General features: G+C 74.7%; 9 protein-coding genes. 7 read left to right on the top strand and 2 right to left on the bottom strand.

The features are described 5' to 3' along the window. Positions 1-12 precede the first annotated feature (12 nt). The 6 genes from DMA15_RS33725 to DMA15_RS33750 all read left to right on the top strand — a co-directional run bounded on the left by DMA15_RS33725 (position 13) and on the right by DMA15_RS33750 (position 24,509). The gene (locus DMA15_RS33725; protein ID WP_125516454.1) at positions 13-20,049 is read left to right on the top strand and encodes a non-ribosomal peptide synthase/polyketide synthase; all 20,037 of its coding nucleotides are present in this window, start codon (positions 13-15) and stop codon (positions 20,047-20,049) included. Between the two features lie 149 nt (positions 20,050-20,198). After that, positions 20,199-20,402: an MbtH family NRPS accessory protein gene (locus tag DMA15_RS33730; protein WP_125516455.1), complete on the top strand. Its 204-nt coding sequence runs from the start codon at positions 20,199-20,201 to the stop codon at positions 20,400-20,402. Positions 20,403-20,533: 131 nt separating this feature from the next. Continuing rightward, positions 20,534-21,121, top strand: coding sequence for a GNAT family N-acetyltransferase (locus DMA15_RS33735; RefSeq protein ID WP_125516456.1), 588 nt, complete (start codon positions 20,534-20,536; stop codon positions 21,119-21,121). After that, entirely contained in the window at positions 21,118-22,368 is a 1,251-nt protein-coding gene (locus DMA15_RS33740; protein ID WP_125516457.1) for an MFS transporter, read from the top strand. The genes DMA15_RS33735 and DMA15_RS33740 overlap by 4 nt, the downstream gene beginning before the upstream one ends. Positions 22,369-22,493: 125 nt before the next feature. Further along, positions 22,494-23,099 carry a rodlin gene (locus DMA15_RS37760; RefSeq protein WP_240660080.1) on the top strand — a complete coding sequence of 202 codons (606 nt, stop codon included), beginning with the start codon at positions 22,494-22,496 and terminating at the stop codon, positions 23,097-23,099. A 243-nt stretch (positions 23,100-23,342) separates the two neighbouring features. After that, on the top strand, positions 23,343-24,509 hold the full coding sequence (locus DMA15_RS33750) for an alkaline phosphatase PhoX (RefSeq protein ID WP_125516458.1): 1,167 nt from the start codon (positions 23,343-23,345) through the stop codon (positions 24,507-24,509). Positions 24,510-24,524: 15 nt separating this feature from the next. Here the strand turns inward: DMA15_RS33750 and DMA15_RS33755 are convergent, their stop codons facing one another. Then, a complete protein-coding gene (locus tag DMA15_RS33755) occupies positions 24,525-24,797 on the bottom strand; it encodes a DUF3253 domain-containing protein (protein ID WP_125516459.1) in 273 nt (90 codons plus the stop codon). A gap of 57 nt (positions 24,798-24,854) precedes the next feature. Between DMA15_RS33755 and DMA15_RS33760 the strand changes: the two genes are divergently transcribed. Beyond that, entirely contained in the window at positions 24,855-25,745 is an 891-nt protein-coding gene (locus tag DMA15_RS33760) for an NAD-dependent protein deacetylase (RefSeq protein ID WP_125516460.1), read from the top strand. On the opposite strand, the gene DMA15_RS33765 is transcribed toward DMA15_RS33760, so the two are convergent. Then, the gene (locus DMA15_RS33765) at positions 25,658-26,653 is read right to left on the bottom strand and encodes a 4-hydroxy-tetrahydrodipicolinate synthase (protein ID WP_125516461.1); all 996 of its coding nucleotides are present in this window, start codon (positions 26,651-26,653) and stop codon (positions 25,658-25,660) included. The genes DMA15_RS33760 and DMA15_RS33765 overlap by 88 nt on opposite strands. Positions 26,654-26,681 lie beyond the last annotated feature (28 nt).

The raw sequence follows: 26,681 nt of genomic DNA on the forward strand, positions 1-26,681 counted from the left end.
GATCCGACGACCATGACGTCTTCGACCCCTTCTTCCAGCAACCCCTCCTCGGACCCCACCGACGCCCCCGACTCCGCACGAGCCTCCCAGCCCTCCCAGCCCTCCCAGCCCTCCCGTCCCTCCCGGCAGGACCGCGCCCAGGCCCTGCCCGAGGAGATGCGGGAGGCGCTGCGGCGACGGCTCGCCGGGCGGGCCGGTGGCTCCGCCCGGGCCGCCCGGCAGGGCATCCCGCGCGCCGACCGGGACCGCCCGCTGCCGCTGTCCTTCGCGCAGCAGCGCCTGTGGTTCCTGGACCAGCTGCGGCCCGGCGACGCCCGCTACAACAGCGCGGTCGCCCTCCGCCTCACCGGCGCGCCGGACCATCGGGCGCTCGCCGCGGCCCTGACCGCCGTCGTGGCCCGGCACGAGGCGCTGCGCACCACCTTCGAGGAGACCGACGGCCGCCCGGTGCAGCGCGTGCACCCGGCGGGCCCGGTACCGCTGCCGGTCCGGGACACCGGCGACCTGGACAAGGATCTCTTGGCCGAGTACTCCCGGCCCTTCGACCTGCGCGGCGGCCCGCTACTGCGCGCCCTGCTGCTGCGCGAGTCCGCGACCTCCCACGTCCTGGTGCTGACGGCTCATCACATCGTCACGGACGGCTGGTCGATGGGCATCGTCCTGGACGAGCTGTGCACCGCCTACGACGCCCTCGCGCAGGGCGCCGAGCCCGGCCTGCCGCCCGTGGGCACGCAGTACCCGGACTTCGCGGTGTGGCAGCGCGAACGGCTCTCGGGAGCCCGCCTCGAAGGCGAACTCGCCCACTGGCGAGAGCGGTTGGCCGGGGCGGTGGCGCCCGAGCTGCCCCTGGACCGGCCCCGGCGCGGTGAGGAGGCGGGCGAGGGCGCCGTGAGCGCCTTCGCCGTCCCGGCCCGCCTGGCCGCCTGCCTGCGCGACCTCGCGAGAGAGCAGCACACCACCCTGCACACCGCGCTGGTCGCCGCCGCCCAGGCACTGCTCGCGCGCTGGTCCGGCCAGGACGACATCACCGTCGGCTCCCTCACGCCGGGCCGTTCCCGCACCGACCTGGAACGGACTGTCGGGTTCTTCGTGAACACGGTCGTGCTGCGGACGCCGGTGGACGCGTCCGGGTCCTTCCGCGAGCTGCTCGCCCGCGCGGCCGAGACGGTGGGCGACGCCTTCGCCCACGGCGACACCCCGTTCGAGCGGATCGTGGAGGCGGTGGGCGCGCCCCGCGAGGCCGGCCGCAACCCGCTCTTCGACGTGCTGGTCCTGCTGCACCCCGACCCGCCCGCCGCGACCGCCCCGCGCGGCCTCGCCACCACCCCGGTCACCGTGCCCCGGCAGGCGGCCACCTTCGACCTGAGCATCGAGTTCGTGCCGGACGGGGACGGTCTGACCGGTCTCCTCGAGTACCGCACCGACCTGTTCGACCAGGCCACGGCCGAGCGGATGGCCGACCAGCTCATACGTCTCCTGGAGGGCGCCTGCGCCGCGCCGGACCAGGCCCTCGGCAGCCTGCCCCTGCTGTCCGACGAGGAGACCCGGCGCCTGGTCCACGACTGGAACCCCGCGCCGCTCCCCGTCACGGACACCACCCACCCGGAGCTGTTCGAACGCCGGGCGGCCCGGACCCCCGACGCCCTCGCGCTCGTCGCGGGCGGCGAACGGCTGGACTACGCCACGCTCAACGCCCGCGCCAACCGGCTCGCCCACCACCTCATCGCCCACGGCGCCGGACCCGAACAGCTGGTCGCACTGCGGCTGCCGCGCACCGCCGACATGATCGTCGCGATCCTCGCCGTCTGGAAGTCCGGCGCGGGTTACCTCCCACTGGATCCGGCCCTGCCCGAGGAGCGGGTCCGGTTCCTCCTTGACGACGCCCGCCCGGCCCTCGTGCTCGACGAAGCGGCCCTGCGCGCCGTGCCCGCGGCCGCCCCGGACACCGACCCCACCGACGCCGACCGGCGCTCCCCGCTGGCGGCGGACCACCTCGCGTACGTCATCTACACCTCCGGCTCCACCGGCCGCCCCAAGGGCGTCGCCGTCACCCACCGCGCGGCGGCGCACCTGCTCGCCGCCCACCGGGCAGGCTTCGTCGCCGAGGCGGGCGGCGGCCCGCTGCGGGTCGCGCTCACCGCCTCCTTCTCCTTCGACACCTCCCTCGAAGGCGTGCTCCTGATGGCCGACGGCCACCCGCTGCACCTCGTCGACGAGACCACCCGCATGGACCCGGCCGCGCTCGTCGAGTACGTCGTCGAACACCGCGTCGACTTCCTCGACGTCACCCCCTCCTACCTGCGGCAACTGCTGCCCGCCGGACTGCTCACCGACCCCCGGCACCACCCCCGCGTCCTCATGCTCGGCGGCGAGGCGGTCGGCCCCGCGCTCTGGCGCGAACTGGCCGCCCACCCGGACGTGGCCGCCCACAACTTCTACGGCCCCACCGAGTGCACGGTCGACGCGCTGTCCTGCCGTATCGACGGCGGGGACCGCCCGCTGGTGGGCCGCCCCCTGCCCGGAGTACGGGCCTACGTCCTGGACGACCGGCTCCGGCCGGTGCCGCCCGGTGTCGGCGGCGAGCTGTACCTGGCGGGCGGCCAGCTCGCCCGGGGCTACACCGGTCGGCCGGGCCTGACCGCGGCCCGCTTCCTGCCCGACCCGTTCGGCGGGCCGGGGGAGCGGATGTACCGCACCGGTGACCTGGCCCGCTGGACCGCCGACGGCCGCCTCGACTACCTCGGGCGCGCCGACGACCAGGTCAAGGTGCGCGGCCACCGCATCGAGCCCGGCGAGATCGAGGCCGCCCTGCTCGCGCTGCCCGCCGTCGCCGCCGCCGCGGTCGTCGCCGTGCCCGACCCGCACGGCCACACCCGGCTCGCCGCCTACGTCGTCCCCGCGCCCGGCGCGCCCCGGCCCGCCCCCGCCGACCTGCGGACGGCCCTGCGCGAGGTGCTGCCCGACGCTCTTGTGCCGTCCTCCTTCACCTCGCTGGACGCGCTTCCGCTGACCACCAGCGGCAAACTGGACCGCCGCGCCCTGCCGACACCGGAGAACACCGCGGAGGAGCGGGAGTTCGTCGCTCCGCGCACCCCCGGCGAGGAGACCCTGGCCGGAATCTGGGCCGAGGTGCTCGGGGTCGCCCGGGTGGGTGTCACGGACAACTTCTTCGAGCTGGGCGGCGACTCGATCCTGAGCATCCAGGCCGTCTCCCGCGCCCGCGCGGCGGGCCTGCACATCGGCTCGCAGGACGTCTTCCGCCACCAGACGGTCGCCGACCTCGCCGCCGCCGCGTCGCGCCGCACCGCCGACGTGCCCGCGCCCCGGCGCCCGCACCAGGACGGGCCCGCCCCGCTCACCCCCGTACAGGAGTGGTTCTTCGCCACGCACGGGCCGCTGCGGCACTTCGCCATGTCGATGCTGCTCGACCTCCCGTACGACCTCGACGAACGCGCCCTGGACCGGGCGCTGCACGCCGTCGTGGCCCGCCACCCCGCCCTGCGCACTTGCTTCACCCGCACCGACGGCGCCTGGCGGCAGCACCCCGGCAGCGGCCCCGCGACCGGCCTGCTCACCCGCCACGACCCCACGACCCCGCCCGCCGAAGCAGCCGAAGCGGCCCGCGCCGCCCTGGACCCGGCCACCGGAGCCCTGCTGCGCGCGGCCCTGCTGCTCGGCGACGAACGGCCCCAACTCTTCCTCACCGCACACCACTTGGCCGTCGACAGCGTCTCCTGGCGGGTACTGCTCGCCGACCTGGAGCACGCCTACCGGCAGGCCGCGGCCGGTGTAGAGCCCGCGCCCGAGCCCGAGCACACCCCGTTCGCCGACTGGGCGCGGACCCTGACCGAACGGGTCCTGGCCGGCGACCTCGACGACGACCTGCCCCACTGGACGCAGGAGGCGCGGGCGCCGCGCACCCCGCTCCCCGTCGACCTGCCCGGCACCCCGCTCGCCGGATCCGTGCACACCGTCCGCACGCGCGTGGACCGGGACACCACCGAGGCACTGCTGCGGCGGGTACCGGGCGCGTACCGCACCCAGGTCAACGACGTGCTGCTGAGCGCGCTGAGCCGCGTACTGGCCGACTGGACGGGCACCGACCAGGTGACCGTCGCCCTGGAGGGCCACGGCCGGGAGGAGGAACTGGACGAGGGCGCCGACCTGTCCCGTACGGTCGGCTGGTTCACCACCCAGTACCCCGTCACCCTGACCCCGGCGGGACCGGACGACTGGGGGACCACCCTCAAGTCCGTCAAGGAACGGCTGCGCGCCGTGCCCCGCCGAGGCCTCGGCTACCAGGCGCTCGGCCACCTCGGCTCGCCCCGCCCCGAGGCCCGCGCGCTCGGCCAACTGCCCCTGCCCGACGTGTGCTTCACCTACCACGGGCAGTGGGAGGCGTCCGCCGGAGGCGACTTCGCACCCGTCGCCGACGTACCCGGCCGGGACATGGACCCCGACGCACCGCTGGACCACCTCCTGGACGTGTCCGCCCTGGTGACCGACGGCCAACTGGAGATCACCTGGCACTACAGCGACCAGGTGCACCGCGAGGACACCGTCCGGGACCTGGCCGCGGGCATGGTGGGGGCACTCACCGCCATCGCCGAGCACTGCGCCCGCCCCGGCACGGGCGGACGCACGCCCTCCGACTTCCCGCTGGCCCGCCTCGACCAGGCCGGTGTGGACTGGCTCGTCGGTGACGGCCGGGACGTCGAGGACCTGCTGCCGCTGACCCCGCTCCAGGAAGGCATGCTCTTCCACCGGCTGGTCGGCGGCGCAGATGACGTGTACGTCGACCAGGCCGCACTGCTCCTCGAAGGCGTGAGCGACCCGGACGCCCTCGCCCTGGCCTGGCAGCGGGTGACCGACCGCACGCCCGCCCTGCGCACCTCGGTGGTGTGGGAGGGCGTCCCGGTGCCGCTCCAGGTCGTGCACCGGCGCGTAGAGGTTCCCGTCGTCCAGCTGGACTGGCGCGAACTGGACGCGGCGGAGCGCGCCGAGCGCCTGGAGCGGCTGCGCGCCGACGACCTCGCCCGCGGCCTCGACCTCGGCACCGCCCCCCTGATGCGGCTCACCCTCGTGCGGCTCCCCGACGCCCGGCTGCACCTCCTTTGGACCTCCCACCACCTGATCCTGGACGGCTGGAGCCTCGCCCAGGTGCTCACCGAGGTGTCCGACGAGTACGCGGCGCTCACCACCGGCGCCGAGCCCCGGCCGCCGGCCCGCAGGCCCTTCGGCGACTACGTCCGCTGGCTGGCCGACCGGGACACCGAGGCCGCCCACGCGCACTGGCGGACCGTCCTCGACGGGTTCGCCACCCCCACCCCGCTGCCCGCCGACCGCGTCCGGCGCCCCGGCCACGAGACCCGCTCCGCCGATGTGCACACGTGCGGGCTGTCCGACGAGGCCTCCGCCCGCCTCGCCCACACCGCCCGGACGGCCGGACTCACCCTCGGCACCGTGGTGCAGGGCGCGTGGGCGCTGCTCCTGTCCCGCTACAGCGCCGAACGGGACGTGCTGTTCGGGACCACCGTCTCCGGGCGGCCCGACGACCTGCCCGGCGCCGAGTCGATGGTGGGCATGTTCATCAACACCCTGCCCACCCGCGTCCGCGTGGACGGCGACCGCACGGCCGCCGCCTGGCTCCGGGAACTCCAGGAGGAACAGGCGCAGGCACGGCGGTTCGCGGCGGTGTCGCTCGCCGAGCTGACCTCGCTGAGCGACGTGCCGTCAGGCAGCCCCCTCTTCGACAGCATGGTGGCCTTCGAGAACTACCCCTTCGACGAGGCGCGTTCGGCCACGGCCGGGATACGCCTGGCCGACGTCTCCTCCCGCGACGCCACCAACTTCCCGCTGGTGCTGCGGGCCTACCAGGGCGAGCGGTTCGGCTTCGACCTCGCCTACGACCCCCAGCTCTTCGACGCCACGACCGTACGCGCCCTCGGTGACCGGCTCTGCCTGCTGCTCACGGAGCTGGCCGACGACCCGGACCGGCCCGTGCGCTCCCTCGCCTGGACCACCGCCGAGGAACGGCAGCGGATGCTCACCGACTGGAACGGCACCGAGGAGGGCAGGCCCGCCGACACCCTGGACGCGCTGTTCGCCGCCCAGGCCGCCCGCACCCCCGGCGCCGAGGCGCTCACCTGCGGCGACGAACGGCTCGACTACGCCACCCTGGACGCCCGGGCGGGCCGCCTCGCCCACAAGCTCGCCGAACTCGGCGCAGGGCCCGAGACGTTCGTCGCCCTCGCGCTGCCCCGCTCCGCCGACCTCGTCGTGGCCGTCCTCGCCGTCCTCAAGACCGGCGCCGCCTACCTGCCCATCGACCCCCGGCTGCCCGAGGAGCGCGTCCGGCACCTGCTCGCCGACGCCGGACCGGTCGCTCTGGTCACCACGCGGCAGACCGCGGCCGTCCATGACGTACCCCTTCTACTCCTTGACGACCCGGAGGTGCGCGCCGACCTGGCCCGCCGCCCGGCCACGGGACCGGCCGCGCGTGCGCTGCCCGAGAGCCCCGCCTACGCCATCTACACGTCCGGCTCCACCGGCCGCCCCAAGGGCGTCGTCGTCCCGCACGCCAACGTGGTCCGGCTCTTCACCCGAACCCGGCAGTGGTTCGACTTCGGGGCCGACGACGTGTGGACGCTGTTCCACTCGTACGCCTTCGACTTCTCGGTGTGGGAGCTGTGGGGGCCGCTGCTGCACGGCGGCCGCCTCGTGGTCGTCCCCGAGGACACCGCCCGCTCCCCGGAGGACTTCCTGCGCCTGCTCGCCGACGAGCAGGTCACCGTCCTCAACCAGACGCCCTCCGCGTTCTACCCGCTGATCCGCGCGGACGCCGAACTCCCCGATGTCGGCGACAGGTTGGCGCTGCGTACGGTGATCTTCGGCGGCGAGGCCCTTGACGTGGGCAGGCTCGCCGACTGGTATGGCCGCCACCCGGACACCGCACCCCGCCTGGTGAACATGTACGGCATCACCGAGACCACCGTCCACGTCACCTACGCGGGCCTGGACGGCGGCCTGGCCGCCCGCCCCGGCGCCGCCGCGAGCCCCATCGGCACCGGGATACCCGACCTGCGCCTCTACGTCCTCGACGACACGCTCCAGCCGGTGCCGCCGGGCGCCGTGGGCGAACTGTTCGTGGCCGGTGAGGGTCTGGCGCGCGGCTACCTGAAGCGGCCCGGGCTGACCGCGACCCGCTTCCTCGCCGACCCCTTCGGCCGGCCGGGCACCCGTATGTACCGCACCGGGGACCGGGCCCGCTGGCGGGCCGACGGCACCCTGGAGTACCTGGGCCGCGCCGACCAGCAGGTCAAGATCCGCGGCTACCGCATCGAACCCGGCGAGATCGAGGCCGCCCTGCACGCCCACCCCGGCGTCGGCGCTGCCGTCGTCGGCGTGTACGAGGACACCGCGGGGACCCGCCGCCTGGTCGCCCACGTCGTCGGCGCCGGATCAGGCACCGGCTCCGGATCAGGCACCGGTACCGGTATCGGGGCAGCCACCGGCACCAGGGAGCGCGCCACGCCGCCGCCCGCCGCCGAACTCCGCGCCCACCTCGAAGGACTGCTGCCCGCGCACATGGTGCCCGCCGCCTATGTGCCGATGGCCGCGCTGCCGCTCACCGCCAACGGCAAGCTCGACCGGCGCGCCCTGCCCGCACCGGGACCCGACGGCTTCGCCGCCGACGGCACGCGGACCCCGCCGCGCACGCCGGCCGAACGGCTCGTCGCCGCCGCCTGGGCCGACGTACTGGACACCGGCGAGGTCGGCGCCGACGACGACTTCTTCGCCCTCGGCGGCGACTCCATCCTCGCCGTCCGCGTCACCTCCCGGCTGCGCGCCGCCTTCGGCACGGACGTCTCGCCCCGCATGCTGTTCACCCACTCCACGCTCCGCGACCTCGCCGCCGCCCTGGGCGAGCCGGGCGGCGCGGACACCGCCGACGTCATCCCGGCCGCCGACCCGGACACCCCGGCACCGCTGTCGTACGCCCAGCAGCGCCTGTGGTTCCTCGACCGGTTCGAGCCGGGCAGCACGGAGTTCACGACCCTCTCCGTGCTGCGGCTGCGCGGCCCGCTGGACGATGCCGCCCTGCGCACCGCCCTGGACGGCCTGGTCGCCCGGCACGAGGCGCTGCGCACCACGTTCGCCGAGCACGACGGCCAGGCCCGGCAGATCGTCCACCCGCTCCGGGCCGTGGAACTGCCGGTGACGGACCTCCCGGACGGCGACGCCCTGGACGTACTCGTGGACCGGGTCGCCGCCACCCCCTTCGACCTGGCCGCAGGCCCCCTGCTGCGGGCACACCTGGCCCGGTTCGCCCCCGACGAACACGTCCTCGTCCTTGCCGTGCACCACATCGTCACCGACGGCTGGTCCGTCGGCGTGCTCGCCCGGGACCTGGGCGAGCTGTACGCGGCCGCCCTTGAGGACCGCCGCCCGCGGCTGCCCGCGCTCCCCGTCCGCTACGCCGACTACGCCGCCTGGCAGCGATCCCGCGCCGACCGCGCCGAGACCGAACTCGCCTACTGGCGCCAGGCCTTGGACGGCGTGAGTTCGCTGGAGCTGCCCACCGACCGGCCGCGCCCGGCCGTCCGCGGCCGCGACGGAGCCCTCCTGACCTTCACCCTGCCCGCCGCGCTCACCGAGCGACTGCGGGAGCGGGCACGGGAGACCGACGCCACCCTCTACATGACGCTGGTGACGGCCTGTCAGACGCTGCTCGCCCGGTGGGCGGGGCAGGAGGACGTCACCGTCGGCACCGTCACCGCGGGCCGCGAGCGGTCCGAACTGCACGACCTGGTCGGCATGTTCGTCAACACGCTGGTGCTGCGCGCCCGGGTCCGCCCCGGGGTGCCCTTCCGGGAACTGCTCGCCGAGGTGCGCGACACCGCCCTGGACGCGTTCGCCCACCAAGAGGTGCCCTTCGAGCGCGTGGTGGACGCCCTCCAGCCCGAACGGGACACCAGCCGCACCCCGCTGTTCCAGGTGATGGTCGCCCTGCACAACCTCGGCACCGAGCCGCTGCGGCTGCCCGGCCTGACGGCGGAGCCGGTGACCCCGCCGGTGCGCGTCGCCACCTACGACCTCGCCTTCGACTTCGTGGAGGGCGACGAGGGACTCACCGCCCACCTGGAGTACAACACCGGCCTGTTCGACACCGACACTGCCGAACGCCTCGCCGCCCGACTGCGCATCCTCCTTGAGGCCGTCGCGGCGGACCCCGGGCAGAGCGTGGACCGGCTGCCGCTGATGACCGACGACGAGCGGCACCAGGTACTGCGCCAAGGGGAGGGCGTCCGCCTGCCCGAGCCGGACACCACCTTCCCCGCCCTGTTCGAGGCGCAGGCCGCCCGCACCCCGCACCACACCGCCCTGGCCGCCCGCGACACCACGCTCGACTTCGCCGCCCTGAACCAGCGCGCCAGCCGGCTCGCCCACCACCTCATCGCCCAGGGGGCAGGACCCGAGGACGTGGTCGCCGTCCGGCTGCCGCGCACCTCCGACCTGATGGTGGCCGTGCTCGCCGTCCTCAAGGCGGGCGCCACCCTGCTCTGCCTGGACCCCGCGCTCCCCGCCGAACGGCAGGACTTCCTCCTCGCCGACGCCCGCCCGCACACCCTGCTGACCGGCCTCGACGCGGTGCCCTGGGACCGACTGCCCGCCCACGACCCGACCGACGCCGATCGCATCCGGCCCCTACTGCCCGAGAACACCGCGTACATCATCTACACCTCGGGCTCCACCGGCCGCCCCAAGGGCGTCACCGTCGAACACCGCAACCTGGTCAACCTCTGCCACGACCACCGCGCGGGCCTGCTCGCCCCGCACACCACCGACGGACGGCGGCTGCGGGCCGCGCTCAGCGCCTCCTTCTCCTTCGACACCTCCTGGGAAGGACCGCTGCTCCTCGCCCTCGGCCACGAGGTCCACCTCATCGACGAGGACGTACGGCTCGACCCGCAGGCGTTCTGCGCCCAGGTCGTCGAGGACCGCCTCGACCTGGTCAACGTCACCCCGTCCTACCTGCGCGAACTCACCGCCGCCGGGCTGCTCGCCGCCGGCCGCCACCACCCGCGCCTGCTCCTCGTCGGCGGCGAGGCCGTCACCCCCGCCGGGTGGCGCGACCTCGTACGCGCCGAACAGGACCTGGGCGTGGCGATCTACAACATGTACGGGCCCACCGAGACCACCGTCGACGCCGTCTACGGCCGCTGCGCCGACCAGCCGCACCGCCCGGTCATCGGCCGCCCCGGCGGCAACCTGTGCGCCTACGTCCTCGACGGCGCCCTGCGCCCCGTGCCGCCCGGCACGCCCGGCGAGCTGTATCTGGCCGGGGCGCAGGTGGCGCGCGGCTATCTGAACCGGCCCGGCCTCACCGCCGCCCGCTTCCTCGCCGATCCGTTCGGGGCGCCCGGCGAGCGGATGTACCGCACCGGCGACCGGGCCCGCTGGGACCGCGACGGACTCCTGGAATTCCTGGGCCGGACCGACGAGCAGGTCAAGATCCGCGGGTTCCGCATCGAACCCGGCGAGGTGGAGGCCGCCCTCCTGGACCACCCGGACGTCGTCGACGCCGCCGTCGTCGCCCGCGAGAACGCCGGCCGCCTCGTGCTCGTCGGCTACGTCGTGCCCGCCACCGACCGCGTCCCGTCCGCCGACGCCCTGCGCCTCGCGCTGCGCCGCACCCTGCCCGACCACATGGTGCCCGCCGCGTTCGTCCCGCTGGCCCGCATCCCGCGCACCACCAGCGGCAAGACGGACCGGCGCGCCCTGCCCGCCCCGCCCGCACAGCCCGACAGCGGCACGCCCTACGTCGCACCCCGGGCCGGTACGGAGGAACGTCTGGCCGCGATCTGGGCGGAGGTGCTCGGCGTCGAACGCGTCGGCGCCCGCGACAACTTCTTCGCGCTCGGCGGCGACTCCATCCTCAGCATCCAGATCGTCTCCCGCGCCCGGCAGGCCGGACTCGCCCTCGCCACCAAGGACGTCTTCCGCCACCAGACGGTCGCCGAACTCGCCCTGTGCGTACGGGAGTCGGCCCCGAGGCAGGAAGCCGTCGAGGAGCCCACCGAGGCTCCGCTCACCCCGATCCAGCGCTGGTACCTGGACGGCCGCGACCCGGGGGAGCGGCTCCGCTTCACCATGACCCAGCGCCTCGAACTCGCCCCGGACACCACCGGCGCGACGCTGCGGGCCGCCACCGACGCCCTCGTACGCCACCGCGCCGCCCTGCGCACCCGGTTCCACCGCACCACCGACGGCTGGCGCCAGAACGTCCTGCCCGAGGCGCCGGACGGCGTCTTCACCCGGCACGACGCGGCGGGCCTGGACGACACGGCACTGGAGGCCGAGGTCCAGCGGCTGACGGACGAGGCGCAATCCGCCCTGGACCCCGCCACCGGGCGCGTCTTCCGCGTCCTGTTCTTCGACCGCGGCCCCGGGCGGCCCGGCCAACTGGTCGTCACCGCCCACCACTTGGTCATCGACGGCGTCTCCTGGCGCATCCTGCTCGCGGACCTGGAGACCGCCCAGCGCGCGGCGGCGAACGGCCGGCCCGTGGAACTGCCCCCCACCGGCGCGTCCTACGGCCACTGGGCCGCCCGGCTCGACCGGCACACCCGCTCCGGCGCACTCGACGCCGACCTGCCGTACTGGACACACACCGGCACCGCACCGGCCACCCTGCCCGCGGGCAACCCCGGCCCGAACACCCACGGCACCGCCACCACCCTCACCGTCACCCTGGACCCGCCAACCACCGAGGCCCTGCTGCGCGAGGTGCCCCAGACCTACCGCACCCAGGTCAACGACGTCCTGCTCAGCGCTCTCGGCCGCACCCTGGCCCGCTGGTGCGGACGCGACACCGTCCTCCTCGGCGTCGAGGGCCACGGCAGGGAGGAGCTGTTCGCGGACGTGGACCTGTCCCGGACCGTCGGCTGGTTCACCGCCGAGTTCCCGCTCGCCCTGCGCGTCGCCCCGGACGACGGCTGGCACGACACCCTCCGCTCGGTGAAGGAACAGCTGCGCGCGGTGCCGCTGCACGGCCTGAGCCACGGCGCCCTGCGCCACCTCGTGCCCGACAGCCCGCTCGCCGGGGCCCCCGCCCCACAGGTCGGCTTCAACTACCACGGCCAATGGGACACGGACTCCACCGGCACCGGCGGCCTGCTGCGCGGCGCCCTGCCCCCCGCGGGCCGGGACACCGACCCGGACGAACCCCGGCCCTACCTCCTGGACATCACCGGCGTGGTCCAGGAGGGGCGCCTCGAACTCGGCTGGAGCTACCCGGCCGCCGTCTACGACCAGGCGGCCGTGGAGCGGCTCGCCGAGGACATGCTCGCGGCCCTGCGGGAGATCGTCGCGCACTGCGCCCGCCCCGAGTCGGGTGGCCGCACCCCCTCCGACTTCCCCCTCACCGGCCTCGCCCAGGAGCAGCTCGACCGGCTCGTGGGCGCCGGCCGGCACGTCGAGGACGTCCTGCCGCTCACCCCGCTCCAGTCCGGCATGCTCTTCCACGGCCTCGTGGACACCGAGCACGCCTACTTCGACCGCACGGCCGTCCGCCTGTCCGGCGTGGCCGACCCGCGGGCGTTCGCCGCCGCCTGGCAGCAGGTCGCCGACCGCACCCCGGCGCTGCGCACCAGCGTCCACTGGCACGGCCTGCCGCACCCGGTCCAGGTGGTCCACCGCCACGCCGAACTGCCCGTACGCCACCTCGACTGGCGCGCGCTCTCCCCGGCCGAGAGCGCCGAGGCCACCGAGCGGCTGCTCGCCGAGGACCGCGCGGCCGGCATGGAGCTCGGCACGGCGCCGCTCACCCGGCTCGCCCTGGCCGCCCTGCCCGGCGACGAGGTACTCCTCGTGTGGTCCACCCACCACATCGTCCTCGACGGCTGGAGCACCGGGCAGCTGCTCACCGAGGTGTGCGAACGCTACGCCGCGCTCACCGGCGGCCCGGACCCCGCGCCGCCGGTCCGGCGGCCCTTCGCGGACTTCCTGCACTGGCTGCGGGAGCAGGACGAGACGGCGGCGGAGCGGCACTGGGCCGACGCCCTCGCCGACTTCACCGCCCGCACCCCGCTGCCGTACGACCGGATGCCCACCGAGGCCCACCGCGCCCGTTCCGCCGCGGCCGTCCACCACGAGCTGGACGACGGGGTCTCGCGGCGGTTGCGGGAGGGTGCCGCCCGCGCCGGATTGACCGTGAACACGGTGGTGGAGGGCGCCTGGGCGCTGCTCCTCGCCCGCTCCGGCGGACGCGACGACGTGGTGTTCGGCACCACCGTCTCCGGGCGCCCGGCCGAACTGCCCGGCGTCGAAGGCATGATCGGCATGTTCATCAACACCGTGCCGACCCGGGTCCGCATACCCGCAGGGCCGGTGCTGCCGTGGCTGCGCGACCTCCAGGAACGGCAGAGCGACGCCCGCCGCTTCGACTTCCTCGCGCTGCCCCGCATCCAGGCCGTGAGTGAAGTCCCGTCCGGCGAGGCGCTGTTCGACAGCATGGTGGTGTTCGAGAACTACCCCGTGGACGAGTCGGCGACGGCCCGCACCGGTGTCCGGGTCGAGGAGGTGTGCGCCGACGATGCCACCACCTTCCCCTGGTGCCTCCGCGCCCACCTCGCCGAACGGCTCGGCTTCGACCTCGCCTACGACCCCGAGCTGTTCGACACCGCCACCGCCGAGCGCGCCGCGGACAGGCTGGCCGGAGTGCTCACCGCCCTCGCTGACGGGTTCGACACCGACCTGGCCGACCTGGACATGCTCGCCCCGGCCGACCGCGAGCTGCTGGCCGCCTGGAACACCACCGCCCGCCAGACCGCGCCGCGCAGCCCCGTCGACCTCTTCACCGAGCAGGCCCGGCGCACCCCGGACGCGCCCGCGATCCACGACGGCGAACGGCGACTGACATACCGTCAACTCCACGACTGGGCAAGCTCGCTGGCCGCCCGCCTGCGATCGGACGGGCTGGCCCCCGAGGCCCGCGTGGCGCTGCTCCTCGAACGCTCCGCGGAACTGGTCGTCGCCCAGCTCGCGGTACTCATGGCCGGCGGCGCCTACGTCCCGGTCGACACCCGCGCCCCCGAGGAGCGCCGCCGCACCCTGCTCGCCCAGGCGGGCGCGACCCTCCAGCTCACCGCCGAGGAGGTGGCGGCGGCCCGGCCCGCGACCCCGCAGCGGGACGCTCGGCCCGCGCCGTCCACCGACCCCGACCGACTCGCCTACGTGATGTTCACCTCCGGGTCCACCGGGCTGCCCAAGGCGGTCGCGGTACGGCACCGGGACGTGGCGGCGCTGGCCACCGACAGCCGGTTCACCGGCGGGGTGTGCGAGCGCGTGCTGCTCCACTCGCCGGTGGCGTTCGACGCCGCCACCTTCGAGGTATGGGCGCCGCTCCTCAACGGCGGCTGCGTGGTCGTGGCCCCGGACGGCGGCGTCGACGCGGCCTCGCTGCGCCGGCTCGCCGCCGACGGCGGACTGACCGCGCTATGGCTGACCGCCGGACTCTTCCGGCTGCTCGCGCAGGACGCGCCCGACTGCTTCAACGGCCTCGCCCAGCTGTGGACCGGCGGTGACGTCGTACCGGCGCAGGCCGTGCGCCGGGTCCTCGACGCCTGCCCCGGCCTGACCGTCGTGGACGGCTACGGCCCCACCGAGACCACCACCTTCGCGACCTCCTACGCCCTCACCGACCCGGCGGCGGTGCCCGGCACCATCCCCATCGGACGGCCCCTGGACGACATGCGGGCACTGGTCCTCGACACCCGGCTGCGGCCCGTACCGCCCGGCTGCCCGGGCGAGCTGTACCTGGCGGGCGAAGGTGTCGCCCGGGGCTACCTCGGCCGCCCCGGCGACACCGCGGGCCGCTTCCTCGCCGACCCGCTCGGCCCTCCCGGCGCCCGCATGTACCGCACGGGCGACCTGGCCCGGCGGCGCCCGGACGGCACCGTCGAGTTCCTCGGCCGCGCCGACGACCAGGTGAAGATCCGGGGCTTCAGGGTGGAGCCCGGCGAGGTCGAGGCCGCGCTCGCCGCCCACCCGGACGTCGTCGACGTGGCAGTCCTGGCCCGCGAGGACCGCCCCGGCGCCAAGCGGCTCGTCGCCTACGTCGTCGGACCGGCCGGCCAGGACGGCGAGGAACTGCGGGCGTTCGCCGCCCGCACCCTGCCCGACTACCTCGTACCCACCACCGTCGTCCCGCTCGCCGCGCTGCCGCTCAGCCGCAACGGCAAGGTCGACCGGGCCGCCCTGCCCGCGCCGGACGCCGCGCCGGGCCGCGAGCGGGTCGAGCCCCGCACCGAGGCCGAGCGCCGCACGGCGGACGTCTTCGGTGAGGTGTTCGACAGCGAACCGCCCGGTGTGGAGGACGACTTCTTCCAGCTCGGCGGCGACTCGATCGTCAGCATCCGGCTCGCCTCCCGCCTCGCCGAGGCCTTCGACACCGACGTCACACCGCGCGCGGTCTTCACCCACCCGACACCGGCCGCCCTGGCCCGCCTGCTCGGCGACCGGCGGGGCTCCGGCCGCCGGCCGCTCGTCCGGGTCGCCCGCGACGCGGTCGCACCGATGTCACACGCCCAGCAACGCCTGTGGTTCCTGCACGAGTTCGAGCCCGAAGGCGCCGAGTACGTCACCACGCTCGCCCTGCGGCTGCGCGGCACCCTGCGCCCCGACGCGCTGCGCACCGCCCTCGGCGCCGTGGTGGCCCGGCACGAGTCGCTGCGCACCACCTTCGACAGCATCGACGGACACGGCATCCAGCGCGTCCACCCGCCCCAGGAAGTGCCCCTGCCCGTCCACGACCTGACCCCGCTCGACGCGGGGGAGCGGGAACCCACCGTGCGCCGCCTGCTCGCCGAGGAACGCCTGCGCCCCTTCGACCTGCGCGAGGGCCCTCTCCTTCGCCCCTGTCTGCTCCGGCTCGCCGACCACGACCACGTACTCGCCCTCACCCTGCACCACATCGTCACCGACGGCTGGTCCACCTCCGTCCTGCTCGGCGACCTCGCGCACTACTACCGGGCCGAACTCGGCACAAGCGAGAGCGAGTTGGCGCCGCTTCCGGTGCAGTACGCCGACTACGCCCACTGGCAGCGCACCACCGGCGACACCGAGGCCACCGAGTACCTCGCCTACTGGAAGGAGCAACTCGCCGACACCGCACCGCTGGAGCTGCCCACCGACCGGCCCCGGCCGCCGGTGCGCACCAGTGCCGGCGCGACCACCCGCCTCGTGGTGCCCGCCACGACCGCCCGGCGGCTGACCCGGCTCGCCCGCGACCACGGCACCACCCTGTTCACCACGCTCGTGGCCGCCGCCCAGAGCTACCTCGCCCGGCTCTCCGGCAGCGAGGACATCACCGTCGGCACCGTCAACGCCGGCCGCGACCGGCCCGAGACGCAGGCCCTCGTCGGCTTCTTCGTCAACACCCTGGTGCTGCGCTCCCGGGCCGAGGCCGACCGGCCGTTCACCGCGTTCCTCGGCGACGTACGGCAGACCGTCCAGGACGCCTTCGCCCATCAGGAGGTGCCGTTCGAACGCGTCGTGGACGAGGTGCAGCCCGTACGCGACACCAGCCGCAGCCCGCTCTTCCAGGTCATGGTCGTCCTCCAGAACACCCCGGCCGTCGCCCTCGACCTGCCCGGCCTGGACGTCACCGACGTCGAACCGGACTCGGAGCAGACCGCGTTCGACCTCACCCTGGAGTTCGCCGAGACCGCGTCCGGCGAGCTGCACGCCCTGCTCACCTACAACACCGACCTGTTCGACGCGGCCACGGCCGCACGCATGGCGAGTCAGCTCGGCACCCTGCTGCACGCCGTCGCCGAGGACCCCCGCCGCCCGCTCGGCGCGCTGCCACTCGCCCCCGAAGACCAGCGAGGGGACCTGCTGGCGCAGGGCCGGGGCACCTTCCGCCCGGTGGCCGAAGCCACCCTGCCCGCCCTGTTCGAACGGCAGGCCGCACGCACCCCGGACGCCGTGGCGCTGATCGACGGCGACCGGGAGCTGACCTACGCCGACGTGGACCGGGCCGCCAACCGGCTGGCCCACCGGCTCGTCCGGCACGGCGTCGGACCCGAGCGCGTGGTGGCGCTCGCGCTGCCGCGCTCGGCGGCGGCCGTGGTGGCACAGCTCGCCGTCGCCAAGGCCGGCGGCGCCTTCCTGCCCGTGGACCCCGACTACCCGCCGCAGCGCCGGGAGTTCATGATCCGGGACGCGGGCGCCCAGCTGGTCCTCGACGACCCGGCCGAGGTGTGGTCCACCGAGGGGCCGGACACGGCACTCACGGACGCCGACCGCACCAGCCCGCTCACCCCCGCCCACCCCGCCTACGTCATCTACACCTCCGGCTCCACCGGCACCCCCAAGGGCGTCGTGATCACCCACCGGGGCCTCGCCTCCTTCGCCGCGGCGGCCGCCGAACAGTACGCGGCGGGCCCCGGCGACCGGGTGCTCCAGTTCGCCTCCCCGAGCTTCGACGCGTCCATCCTCGAACTCTGCGTCTCCCTGCTCAGCGGGGCCGCACTGGTGACGGGCGAGGAAGGACCACTGGTCGGGGAGCGGCTCGCGGAGGTCCTCGCCGAACGGCGCGTCAGCCATACGCTGATCCCGCCCGCGGCGCTGGCCACGCTGCCGCCGGAGACCGCCACCGCCCTGCCCCACCTGCGCACCCTCATCGTCGGCGCCGAGGCCTGCCCGGCCGACCTCGTCGACACCTGGGCGCCCGGCCGCCGCATGGTCAACTCCTACGGCCCCACCGAGGCCACCGTCGTCGCCACCTGGACCGGCCCACTGGCCCCCGGCACCGGCGCCCCGCCCATCGGCCGCCCGTCCGGCGCCACGCGCGTGTACGTGCTCGACGCCACCCTGCGCCCCGTACCGCCCGGCGTGACCGGCGAGCTGTACATCGCCGGGCCCGGCCTCGCCCGCGGCTACCTCGGCCGGCCCCGACTCACCGCCCAGCGCTTCCTGCCCGACCCGTTCGGGGCGCCGGGGGAGCGGATGTACCGCACCGGGGACCTGGTCCGCTGGACCGCCGACGGCTGCCTGCGGTTCGCCGGCCGCGCCGACGACCAGGTCAAACTGCGCGGCTTCCGGATCGAGCCCGGGGAGATCGAGAGCGCGTTGCGGCGCAGCCCGCTGGTGCGGGACGCGGCCGTGGTCGTCCGCGCGGGGGAGGGGGCAGGGGCACCGGCCCGGCTCGTCGCCTACGTCGTACCGGCACAGCCGTCCGGAACCGGCACCCAGGGCACGGAGGCGTCCCAAACCGCGCTGCCCGTCGGCGAACTGAGGGTGCATCTGGCCGGGTCGCTGCCCCCGCACATGGTGCCGTCGGTCTTCGTCCCCCTCGACCGGCTGCCGCTCACCCCGAACGGCAAGACCGACCGGCGGGCGCTGCCCGCACCCGGCCCCGCCCAGGCCGTGGACGGCCCGCGGACCGCGCCGCGCACCGACACCGAACGCCGTATCGCCCGTATCTGGGCCGACGTGCTCGGCATCGAGGAGGTCGGCGCCGACGGCAACTTCTTCGCGCTCGGCGGAGACTCCATCCTCAGCATGCAGGTCGTCTCCCGGATGCGCCGCGACGGACTGCACGTGGCGACCCGGGACCTGTTCACGCACCAGACCGTCGCCGATCTCGCCACCGTGGTCCGCGCCGCCCCCCAGCGCTCCGCCGACGGTCCGGTCACCGGCGAGGTGCCGCTCACCCCGATCCAGGAGTGGTTCCTGACCACGCCCCGCGCGGCCCACCACCACTTCAACCAGTCGGCGCTGCTCGAACTCGAAGGCCGCCCCGACCCGCGGGCGCTGCGCGCCGCGCTCGACGCCCTCGCGGAGCACCACGACGCCCTGCGCATGCGCTTCACCCGGGACGAGCACGGCTGGCGGCAGTTCAACCCGCCGCCCGCCGAGGGCGACGACATCCTCGTACGCCACGACCTGACCGGTCTGTCCGCCGAGGACGCCGACGCGGCGATGGCGAAGGCCGCCGACGAACTCCACGCGAGCTTCGACCTGGACCGCGGCCCGCACCTGCGGGCGGCCCTGTTCACCGGGGACCCGGACCGGCCCGCCCACCTCCTCCTCGTCGCCCACCACCTGGTGGTGGACGCCGTCTCCTGGCGCATCCTCCGCGACGACCTGGAGACCGCCTACCACCAGGCCCTCCAGGGCGATCCGGTCGCGCTGGGCGAGCGCGGCACCAGCTTCCGCGAATGGTCCCGGCGCCTGGCCGCGCACGTCGCCGAAGGCGGACTCGACCACGAACTGCCGCACTGGGAGCAGACGGTGGGCGCCGAACCCGCCCCGGCGGACCAGGCCCCGGCGGCCGGGGACGGACCGTCCGCCACGGTGAGCGTGGACCTCGACGAGGACGACACCACGGCCCTGCTGCGCTCCGCACCGACCGCCTACCGCACCCGCGTCAACGACGTACTGCTCACCGCGCTCGCCCTGGCACTGGCCCGCTGGACCGGCCACGACCGGGTCCGCCTGGACCTGGAGGGCCACGGCCGGGAAGACCTGCTCGACGGCGTCGACCTCTCGCGCACGGTCGGCTGGTTCACCACCGTCTACCCGGTCGCCGTCCAGGTGCCCGGCCCCGGCGACCTCGGCCCGGACCGCGACTGGCGGTCCCTGGTCAAGGCGGTCCGCCGCCAGCTGCGCGCCGTGCCCGGCAACGGCATCGGCTACGGCGCCCTGCGCACCTTCGGCCCGCCCGAGGTCCGTGAACGCCTCGGCGCGCAGGCCCACAGCCAGGTGGTGTTCAACTACCTCGGCCAGTGGGACGCACGCCCCGAGACGGCGGACGGCGGCCTTGTCCGCGCCGAACACGGCTCCTTCGGACAGGACCACGACCCGCGCGATCCCGGCTCGCACCCGGTGGAGGTGGTCGGCGCGGTCCAGCACGGCCGGCTCGCCTTCACCTGGCACCACCGGCCGGGCCTCCACGACACGGCGGCCGTGCGCCGGGCCGCCGAGGAGTTCGCCGAAGCCCTGCGCCACCTCGCCCGGCATGCCCGGGGAGGCCGGTGACGGCACTTCGGCCCCGCGAGGCACCGCCCCGGCGACCCCCTCGCCACGGCCCTCGCGCACCCCGCGCCCCGACCATCCACCCGCACCCGAACTCCATGGACCATCCGAACTCCATAGACCATCCGAACCGGACGACGAAAGAAGGCGACATGGACGAGAACACCCGCTACCAGGTGCTGCGCAACGACGAGGAGCAGTACTCCCTCTGGCCCGCCGACATCGAGGTGCCCGCGGGCTGGCAGCCCGTGGGGAAGGAGGGCACCGAGGCCGAGTGCTCCGCCTACGTCGACGAGGTCTGGACCGATATGCGGCCCAAGAGCCTGCGCGAGCGCATGGAGAACGCCGAGGCCTGACCGGCACGCACCCACCCGCCGGGCCGGCCGCACCCGCGTCGGCCCGGCGCCCCCGACCCCACGCGTCGCCGTTCCGGCGCCCCACCGCCCTCGGCCGACCACCGCACGGCATCACTCCCGAGGAGCCCACCATGACCCCCGTCCTGCGCACCGAACGCCTGGAATTCCTCCCCTACCGACCCGAACACGAGGACCACTTCGTCGCGCTGCTGCGGGACGAGGAGGTGTGCCGCTGGATGGGCCAGGACCTCGTGCCCGAACCGCAGCTGCGCGAGGTGTTCCGCGCCATCCTCACCGACGTCTACCCCACGCGCCGGTTCGACGTGTGGGGCCTGTGGCTCGCGGGCGCCTACGTCGGGCACGCCGAGGTGAAGCCCACCGGAAACGTCGACGGCCATGAAATGATCACCGCGCTCGCACCCGCCTACTGGGGGCAGGGACTGGGCGGCGAGACCGTACGGGGCCTGCTCCGGTACGCCGCCGACAGCCTCGGGCTCAGCGAGGCGTACGGCATGGTCGGCGCCGAGAACACCGCCAGCCTCGCCCTCTGCCGCCGCCTCGGTTTCCGGCACGTCCGGGATGTCGTCGGCGACGACGGCTCCGTCACGAAAATGCTGGTCATCCCCACGGGCTCGACTGAGTCGGCGTCCACGGGCACGGCAGGCGCGGAAGGTGGGGCCGGGGCAGCCGGGACCGCGTCCGCCGGGAACCCGGGGTGAGCCGCCCGGCCGTCGGCGAGGGCACGGCCGGGACGGCGGACGGCGACCGGTCGCCGGGGCTGTGGCGCAACCGCGACTTCAACCTGCTGTGGACCGGGCAGTGCCTCTCCGACCTCGGCGGCGCCATGCTCGAACTGGCGCTGCCGCTCCTGGTGCTCCAGCAGACCGGGTCCCCGGCGCAGGCCGGACTCGTCGGCACCGCCGGACTCGTCACCACCCTGGTGTGCCGCTTGCCGGCCGGTGTCCTCGCCGACCGCCTCGACCGGCGGCACCTGATGATCACCTGCGATGTGCTGCGGCTCGCCGGGTACGCGCTGCTCGGCTGGGCGGTGGCGGTGGGCGCCGCCGGCCTGCCGGTGATCGTCGCGGTGGTGATCGCCGGTGCCGCCGCCACGGCCGTCTTCAGCACCGCCGAGCACGCCTCCGTCCGCAATCTGGTCCGCCCCGACCAGCTGACGGCGGCCGTCGCCCGCAATGAGGCGCGCACGTACGCCGTCTCGCTGACGGGTCCGCCGCTGGGCGGCCTGCTCTTCGGGCTCGGCCGCGCCCTGCCCTTCCTCGGCAACGCGCTGAGCCACCTGCTCTCCCTCGTGGCCGTCGTCTGTATCCGGCGGCCCCTCCAGGAGGCCCGGAAGGAGGCGGCCGAGCCCGCCGCCGTCTCCGCGGCGCAGGGCCTGCGCTTCCTCCTCGGCCATCCCTTCCTGCGCGCCCTGCTGGTGATCGCCGCGCCACTGAACATGGCCTTCACCGGCATGATCTTCGCGATGACGCTCGCCCTGCTCCAGGCGGGCGTGGCCCCCGCCCTGGTGGGTCTCGCCGGCACGATCTTCGCACTGGGAGGCTTCCTCGGCGCCCTCGTGGCCCCCGCGCTGCAACGGCGGTTGCGGCTGCCCGTCCTGATGAGGCTGCTGTGCTGGACGACCGCCGCGCTGATGGCGGTGAGCACGCTCCTCGCGGGCAGTGTGCTGGGGGCCATACCGCTGGCCGCCGCCGTGTTCCTCGGGCCCACGGCGAACGCGGCGCTCTTCGCCCACCAGGCCGCCGTCACCCCGGACCACCTGCAGGGCCGCGTGGTCAGCGGCGTACTGCTCGCCGCGGGCTCCGCCGCCGCGCTCGCCCCCGCCCTGGCCGGTGCCCTCCTGGCCCGCTTCAGCCCGACACCGGCGATGCTGGTCTTCCCCGCCCTGGTGACCGTCGCCGCGGTGACGGCCACCCGCAGCAAGGGCATCCGCGGCATGTCCGACTGAGTCCGGCCGGGCACCGGTCCGCCTCAGGGCCCGCTCATCTGGGGGCCGTGTACGTGCGATCGCGGGAGAGAGCCGGGTGAATGGATGACAGGAGAAGCCGGCCTGTTCGAAGGAGCCATCCGCACATGCGCATCCGTACCGCAGTGACCGCCTCCGGCCTGTCCGCCGTCAGCCTTCTGGGGCCCGGGGTGTCCACAGCACCCGCGGCGGCCGACGACCGGGCCCCGGACGTCCGCATCGGCCTGCTCGCGGAGACCACCGCCAAGTGCCTCGGCATGCCGGACAAAGCCCCGCTCAAGGGCATCCCCGACCTGACCACCTTCGCCGTGAGCGACCTGGCCCGCTTCCGAGGCCCGAACAGCGACCGCTGCGTCCAGGCCATCAAGGACGACAAGAACAACCCCGTCAACGCCCTCATCGAGAAGCTGGCCAAGCCCAAAGACGTGATCCCCAAGCCCGGCGCCGCCCCCGCGCGCCACGCCCCCGGCGAGGACATCGGACCGCCGGCCGCGCTCCTGGAGGGATCACTGAACAAGGCCTGCGTCAACCTTCCGTCGAAGGTCAACGCTCAAAGCGTCCTCGCCCTGGTCAACGTCGGAGTCCAGGACATCGACGTCCTGGCCAACCCGATGACCCAGCAGTGCGTCGAGAAGACCACGGCCAACGGCGACGAGCCGCTCGCCAAGCTCATCGAAACCATCCCCGTGCTCTCCGGGAACGTCTCCGGGTGACAGCCGACGCCTCAGCCCAGCACTCTCGGCACGTGAACGCCGCGTACCGATGAAGTCGCGGAGATTTCCCCGCAGTTCACTTGGTGCCGGACCGGCAACCTCCGCACCGCACTCGCGCACCGCTTCGCCGAAAAAAGTTGGCTCACTCGCCCCTGCCCCGGCCCGGGCACGGCCCCTACGGTCCCTGTGACCAGTCGGCGACGCCCGCCAACTCATCGTTCGCTTCCCGGTGTAGGAGTATCAGTGGACCGTCGCAATTTCCTGCGTGGTGCGGTGTTCGGCACCTCTGCCGCCGTCTTCGGAGGCACCCTCATGCACGGCGCCGCCTACGCGGCCCCCGCCCAGAACGGCCCCGGCCCCTACGGCGGTCTGCTGGCCGCCGACGCCAACGGCATCATGCTGCCCTCCGGCTTCACCAGCCGCGTCATAGCCCGCTCGGGCCGGACGGTCTCCGGCACCTCGTACACCTGGCACGGCGCGCCCGACGGCGGCGCCTGTTTCGCCGACGGTACGGGCTGGATCTACGTCTCCAACTCCGAGCTGGCCACCGGAGGCGGGGCGAGCGCCGTCAAGTTCAACTCCGCCGGTTCCGTCACCGGCGCCTACCGGATCCTGTCCAGCACCCGCAACAACTGCGCGGGCGGGGCCACCCCGTGGAACACCTGGCTGTCGTGCGAGGAGGTCAGCCGCGGCTACGTCTACGAGACCGACCCGTGGGGCACCAAGGCCGCCGTCCGCCGCGGCGCCATGGGCCAGTTCAAGCACGAGGCGGCCGCCGCCGACCCGGTGCGCAAGGTGATCTACATGACCGAGGACGAGTCGGACGGCTGCTTCTACCGGTTCATCCCCACCACTTGGGGCGACCTGTCCTCCGGAACCCTCCAGGTACTGGTCGCGGGCACCGGCACCTCCGGCTCCTTCACCTGGACCAACGTGCCCGACCCGGACGGCTCGCCCACCTACACCCGCGACCAGGTCTCCGGCGCGAAGATCTTCAACGGCGGCGAGGGCTGCCACTACGCCGCCGACACCGTCTGGTTCACCACCAAGGGCGACAACCGCGTCTGGCGGCTCAACCTGGGAAGCGGTACCTACGAACTCGCCTACGACGACAGCCTCGTCACCAACGGCACCGCGCCCCTGACCGGCGTCGACAACGTCACCCGCAGCTCCTCGGGAGACCTGTACATCGCCGAGGACGGCGGCAACATGGAGATCTGCGTCATCACCCCCGCCGAAGTCGTGGCGCCCTTCCTGCGCATCACCGGGCAGTCCAGCTCCGAGATCACCGGCCCGGCCTTCTCCCCCGACGGCAAGCGGCTGTACTTCTCCAGCCAGCGCGGTACGTCCGGCAGCTCCTCCGGCGGCATCACCTACGAGGTCACCGGCCCCTTCCGCACCACCGCCTGAGCAATCCGGCGCGCGTCAGCGGACGCGGCGAATGCGGATCGGGCCACGGGCGCGCGCCGGGTCCACGGGGCGACCCCCCTGGGTGATCTCCACCTCGCCGGCCGCGACGAGGCGGCGGGCGGCGCGGCGGGCGGGTTCCATGAGCGCGCGCCAGCCGTCGTCGTCCCCTTCGTACACCGCCCGCGCGGCGTCGGAGGGGCAGATCGTCGCGGTCGGGCCGCGGCGCTCCAGCAGGTCCAGGATGGCCCGCTCCAGGCGCCGCTCCGCCCGCCGTTCGTCGTCCGTCACATCCGCCAGTGTCACACCGCCAGTGCCACCCCGCCGGTCTTCCGTACCCTGGCGGACATGCGTATGCGCCCCACTCTGAGCTGGACTCCCGCCGGTGACCTGCCGCCGGGCACGACGGATCTGGGGCCGGTCGTCGAGGTGCTGGGCGCCGGCGGTGTGCTGGTGCTCAGCGGGGCCGGCCTCTCCACGGAGTCGGGCATCCCCGACTACCGGGGCGAGGGCGGAAGCCTGAGCCGGCACACCCCGATGACCTACCAGGACTTCCTCGCCGGCCATGAGGCCCGGCGGCGGTACTGGGCGCGCAGCCACCTCGGCTGGCGCACCTTCGGCCGGGCCCGGCCCAACGCCGGGCACCGGGCCGTGGCCGCGTTCACGCGGCACGGGCTGCTCTCCGGTGTGATCACCCAGAACGTCGACGGACTGCACCGGGCCGCGGGCGACGAGCAGGCCGTGGAACTCCACGGAAGCCTGGACCGGGTCGTCTGTCTGTCCTGCGGCGCCTTCAGCCCGCGCGGTGAGCTGGCCCGGCGGCTGGAGGAGGCCAATCCGGGCTATGCGCCGGTGGCCGCCGGCATCAACCCGGACGGCGACGCCGACCTCACCGCCGAACAGGTCGCGGACTTCCACGTGCTGCCCTGCACGGTCTGCGGCGGCATCCTCAAGCCTGACGTGGTGTTCTTCGGCGAGACGGTGCCGCCCGAGAGGGTCGAGCGCTGCCGCGCGGCGGTCCGTGCGGCCGCGTCCGTCCTGGTCCTCGGCTCCTCGCTGACGGTCATGTCCGGCCTGCGGTTCGTCCGCCAGGCGGCCGAGGCGGGCAAGCCGGTAGTGATCATCAACCGGGATGCCACCCGGGGCGACCGCTACGCCGTCACACGGGTCGCGCTGCCGCTGGGACCGGCGCTCACCTCCGTGGCCGACCGGCTCGGCATCCCCGTCGAGGGGCGCTGACGCGCGGTGTCTCGTGCGGGGCGCCCGGCCAGGAGCGCCGCCCGGTGGACCGCATCGGCGGAGGCGGCAAGCAGCGGCATGCGGACGGCCGGGCTGGGGATGCGGTTCTGCGCGTACAGGACCCCCTTGATCACCGTCGGGTTCGGTTCGGTGAAGAGGGCGGCGGACAGCCGGGCCAGCTCCGCTCCGAGGACGCGGGCGGGGGCGGCGGAGCCGCGCCGCCACAACGCGATCATCTCGGCGTAGTCGGCCGTACGCACATTGGCCGACGCGACGATTCCGCCGTGGGCGCCCGCCGCGACGAGCGGCGAGAGGACGATGTCGTCGCCGCCGAGCAGCGCGAAACCGGGCAGCGGCGAGCCCAGCAGCTCCATGGTGGTCGCGTCGATCGCGCCGGTCGCGTGCTTGATGCCTATCACCCCCGGCAGGCGGCCGAGCGCGTCGATCGTGCCGGCGCCGAGAGTCTGCCCGCTGCGGTAGGGAATGTCGTACACGACCAGAGGCAGACCGCCGTGCTCGGCCAGCGCGGTGAAGTGCGCCAGGGTCCCCGCTTCCCCGGGGCGGACGTAGGGCGGCGCGGGAACCAGCGCGGCGGCCACGTCGCCCCTGGCCGCAAGCTCCCGCAGCGCCGTGATGGCGGCGGCGGTGTCGCCGGTGCCGACCCCGACGACGAGCGGCGCCCCGTGCGCCCGGCAGGCGGCCGAGCAGACGCGTACCACCGTCTCTCTCTCTTCCGCGCTCAACGTGGCCGTCTCGGCGGTCGTACCGAGGGCGACGAGCCCGGAGGCGCCCGCCGACAGCGCCTCGTCGGCGAGCCGGGCCAGCGCGTCGGGAGCCAGGCGCAGATCGTCGGTGAAGGGAGTCACCAGGGGGACATACAGGCCGTGGAGGTTCGGTTCGGGGTTCATGCGCCCACCCTGGCCCACTCATACCCGG

It is taken from the genome of Streptomyces sp. WAC 01529, from assembly GCF_003945545.1.
Lineage (GTDB): Bacteria > Actinomycetota > Actinomycetes > Streptomycetales > Streptomycetaceae > Streptomyces > Streptomyces anatolicus.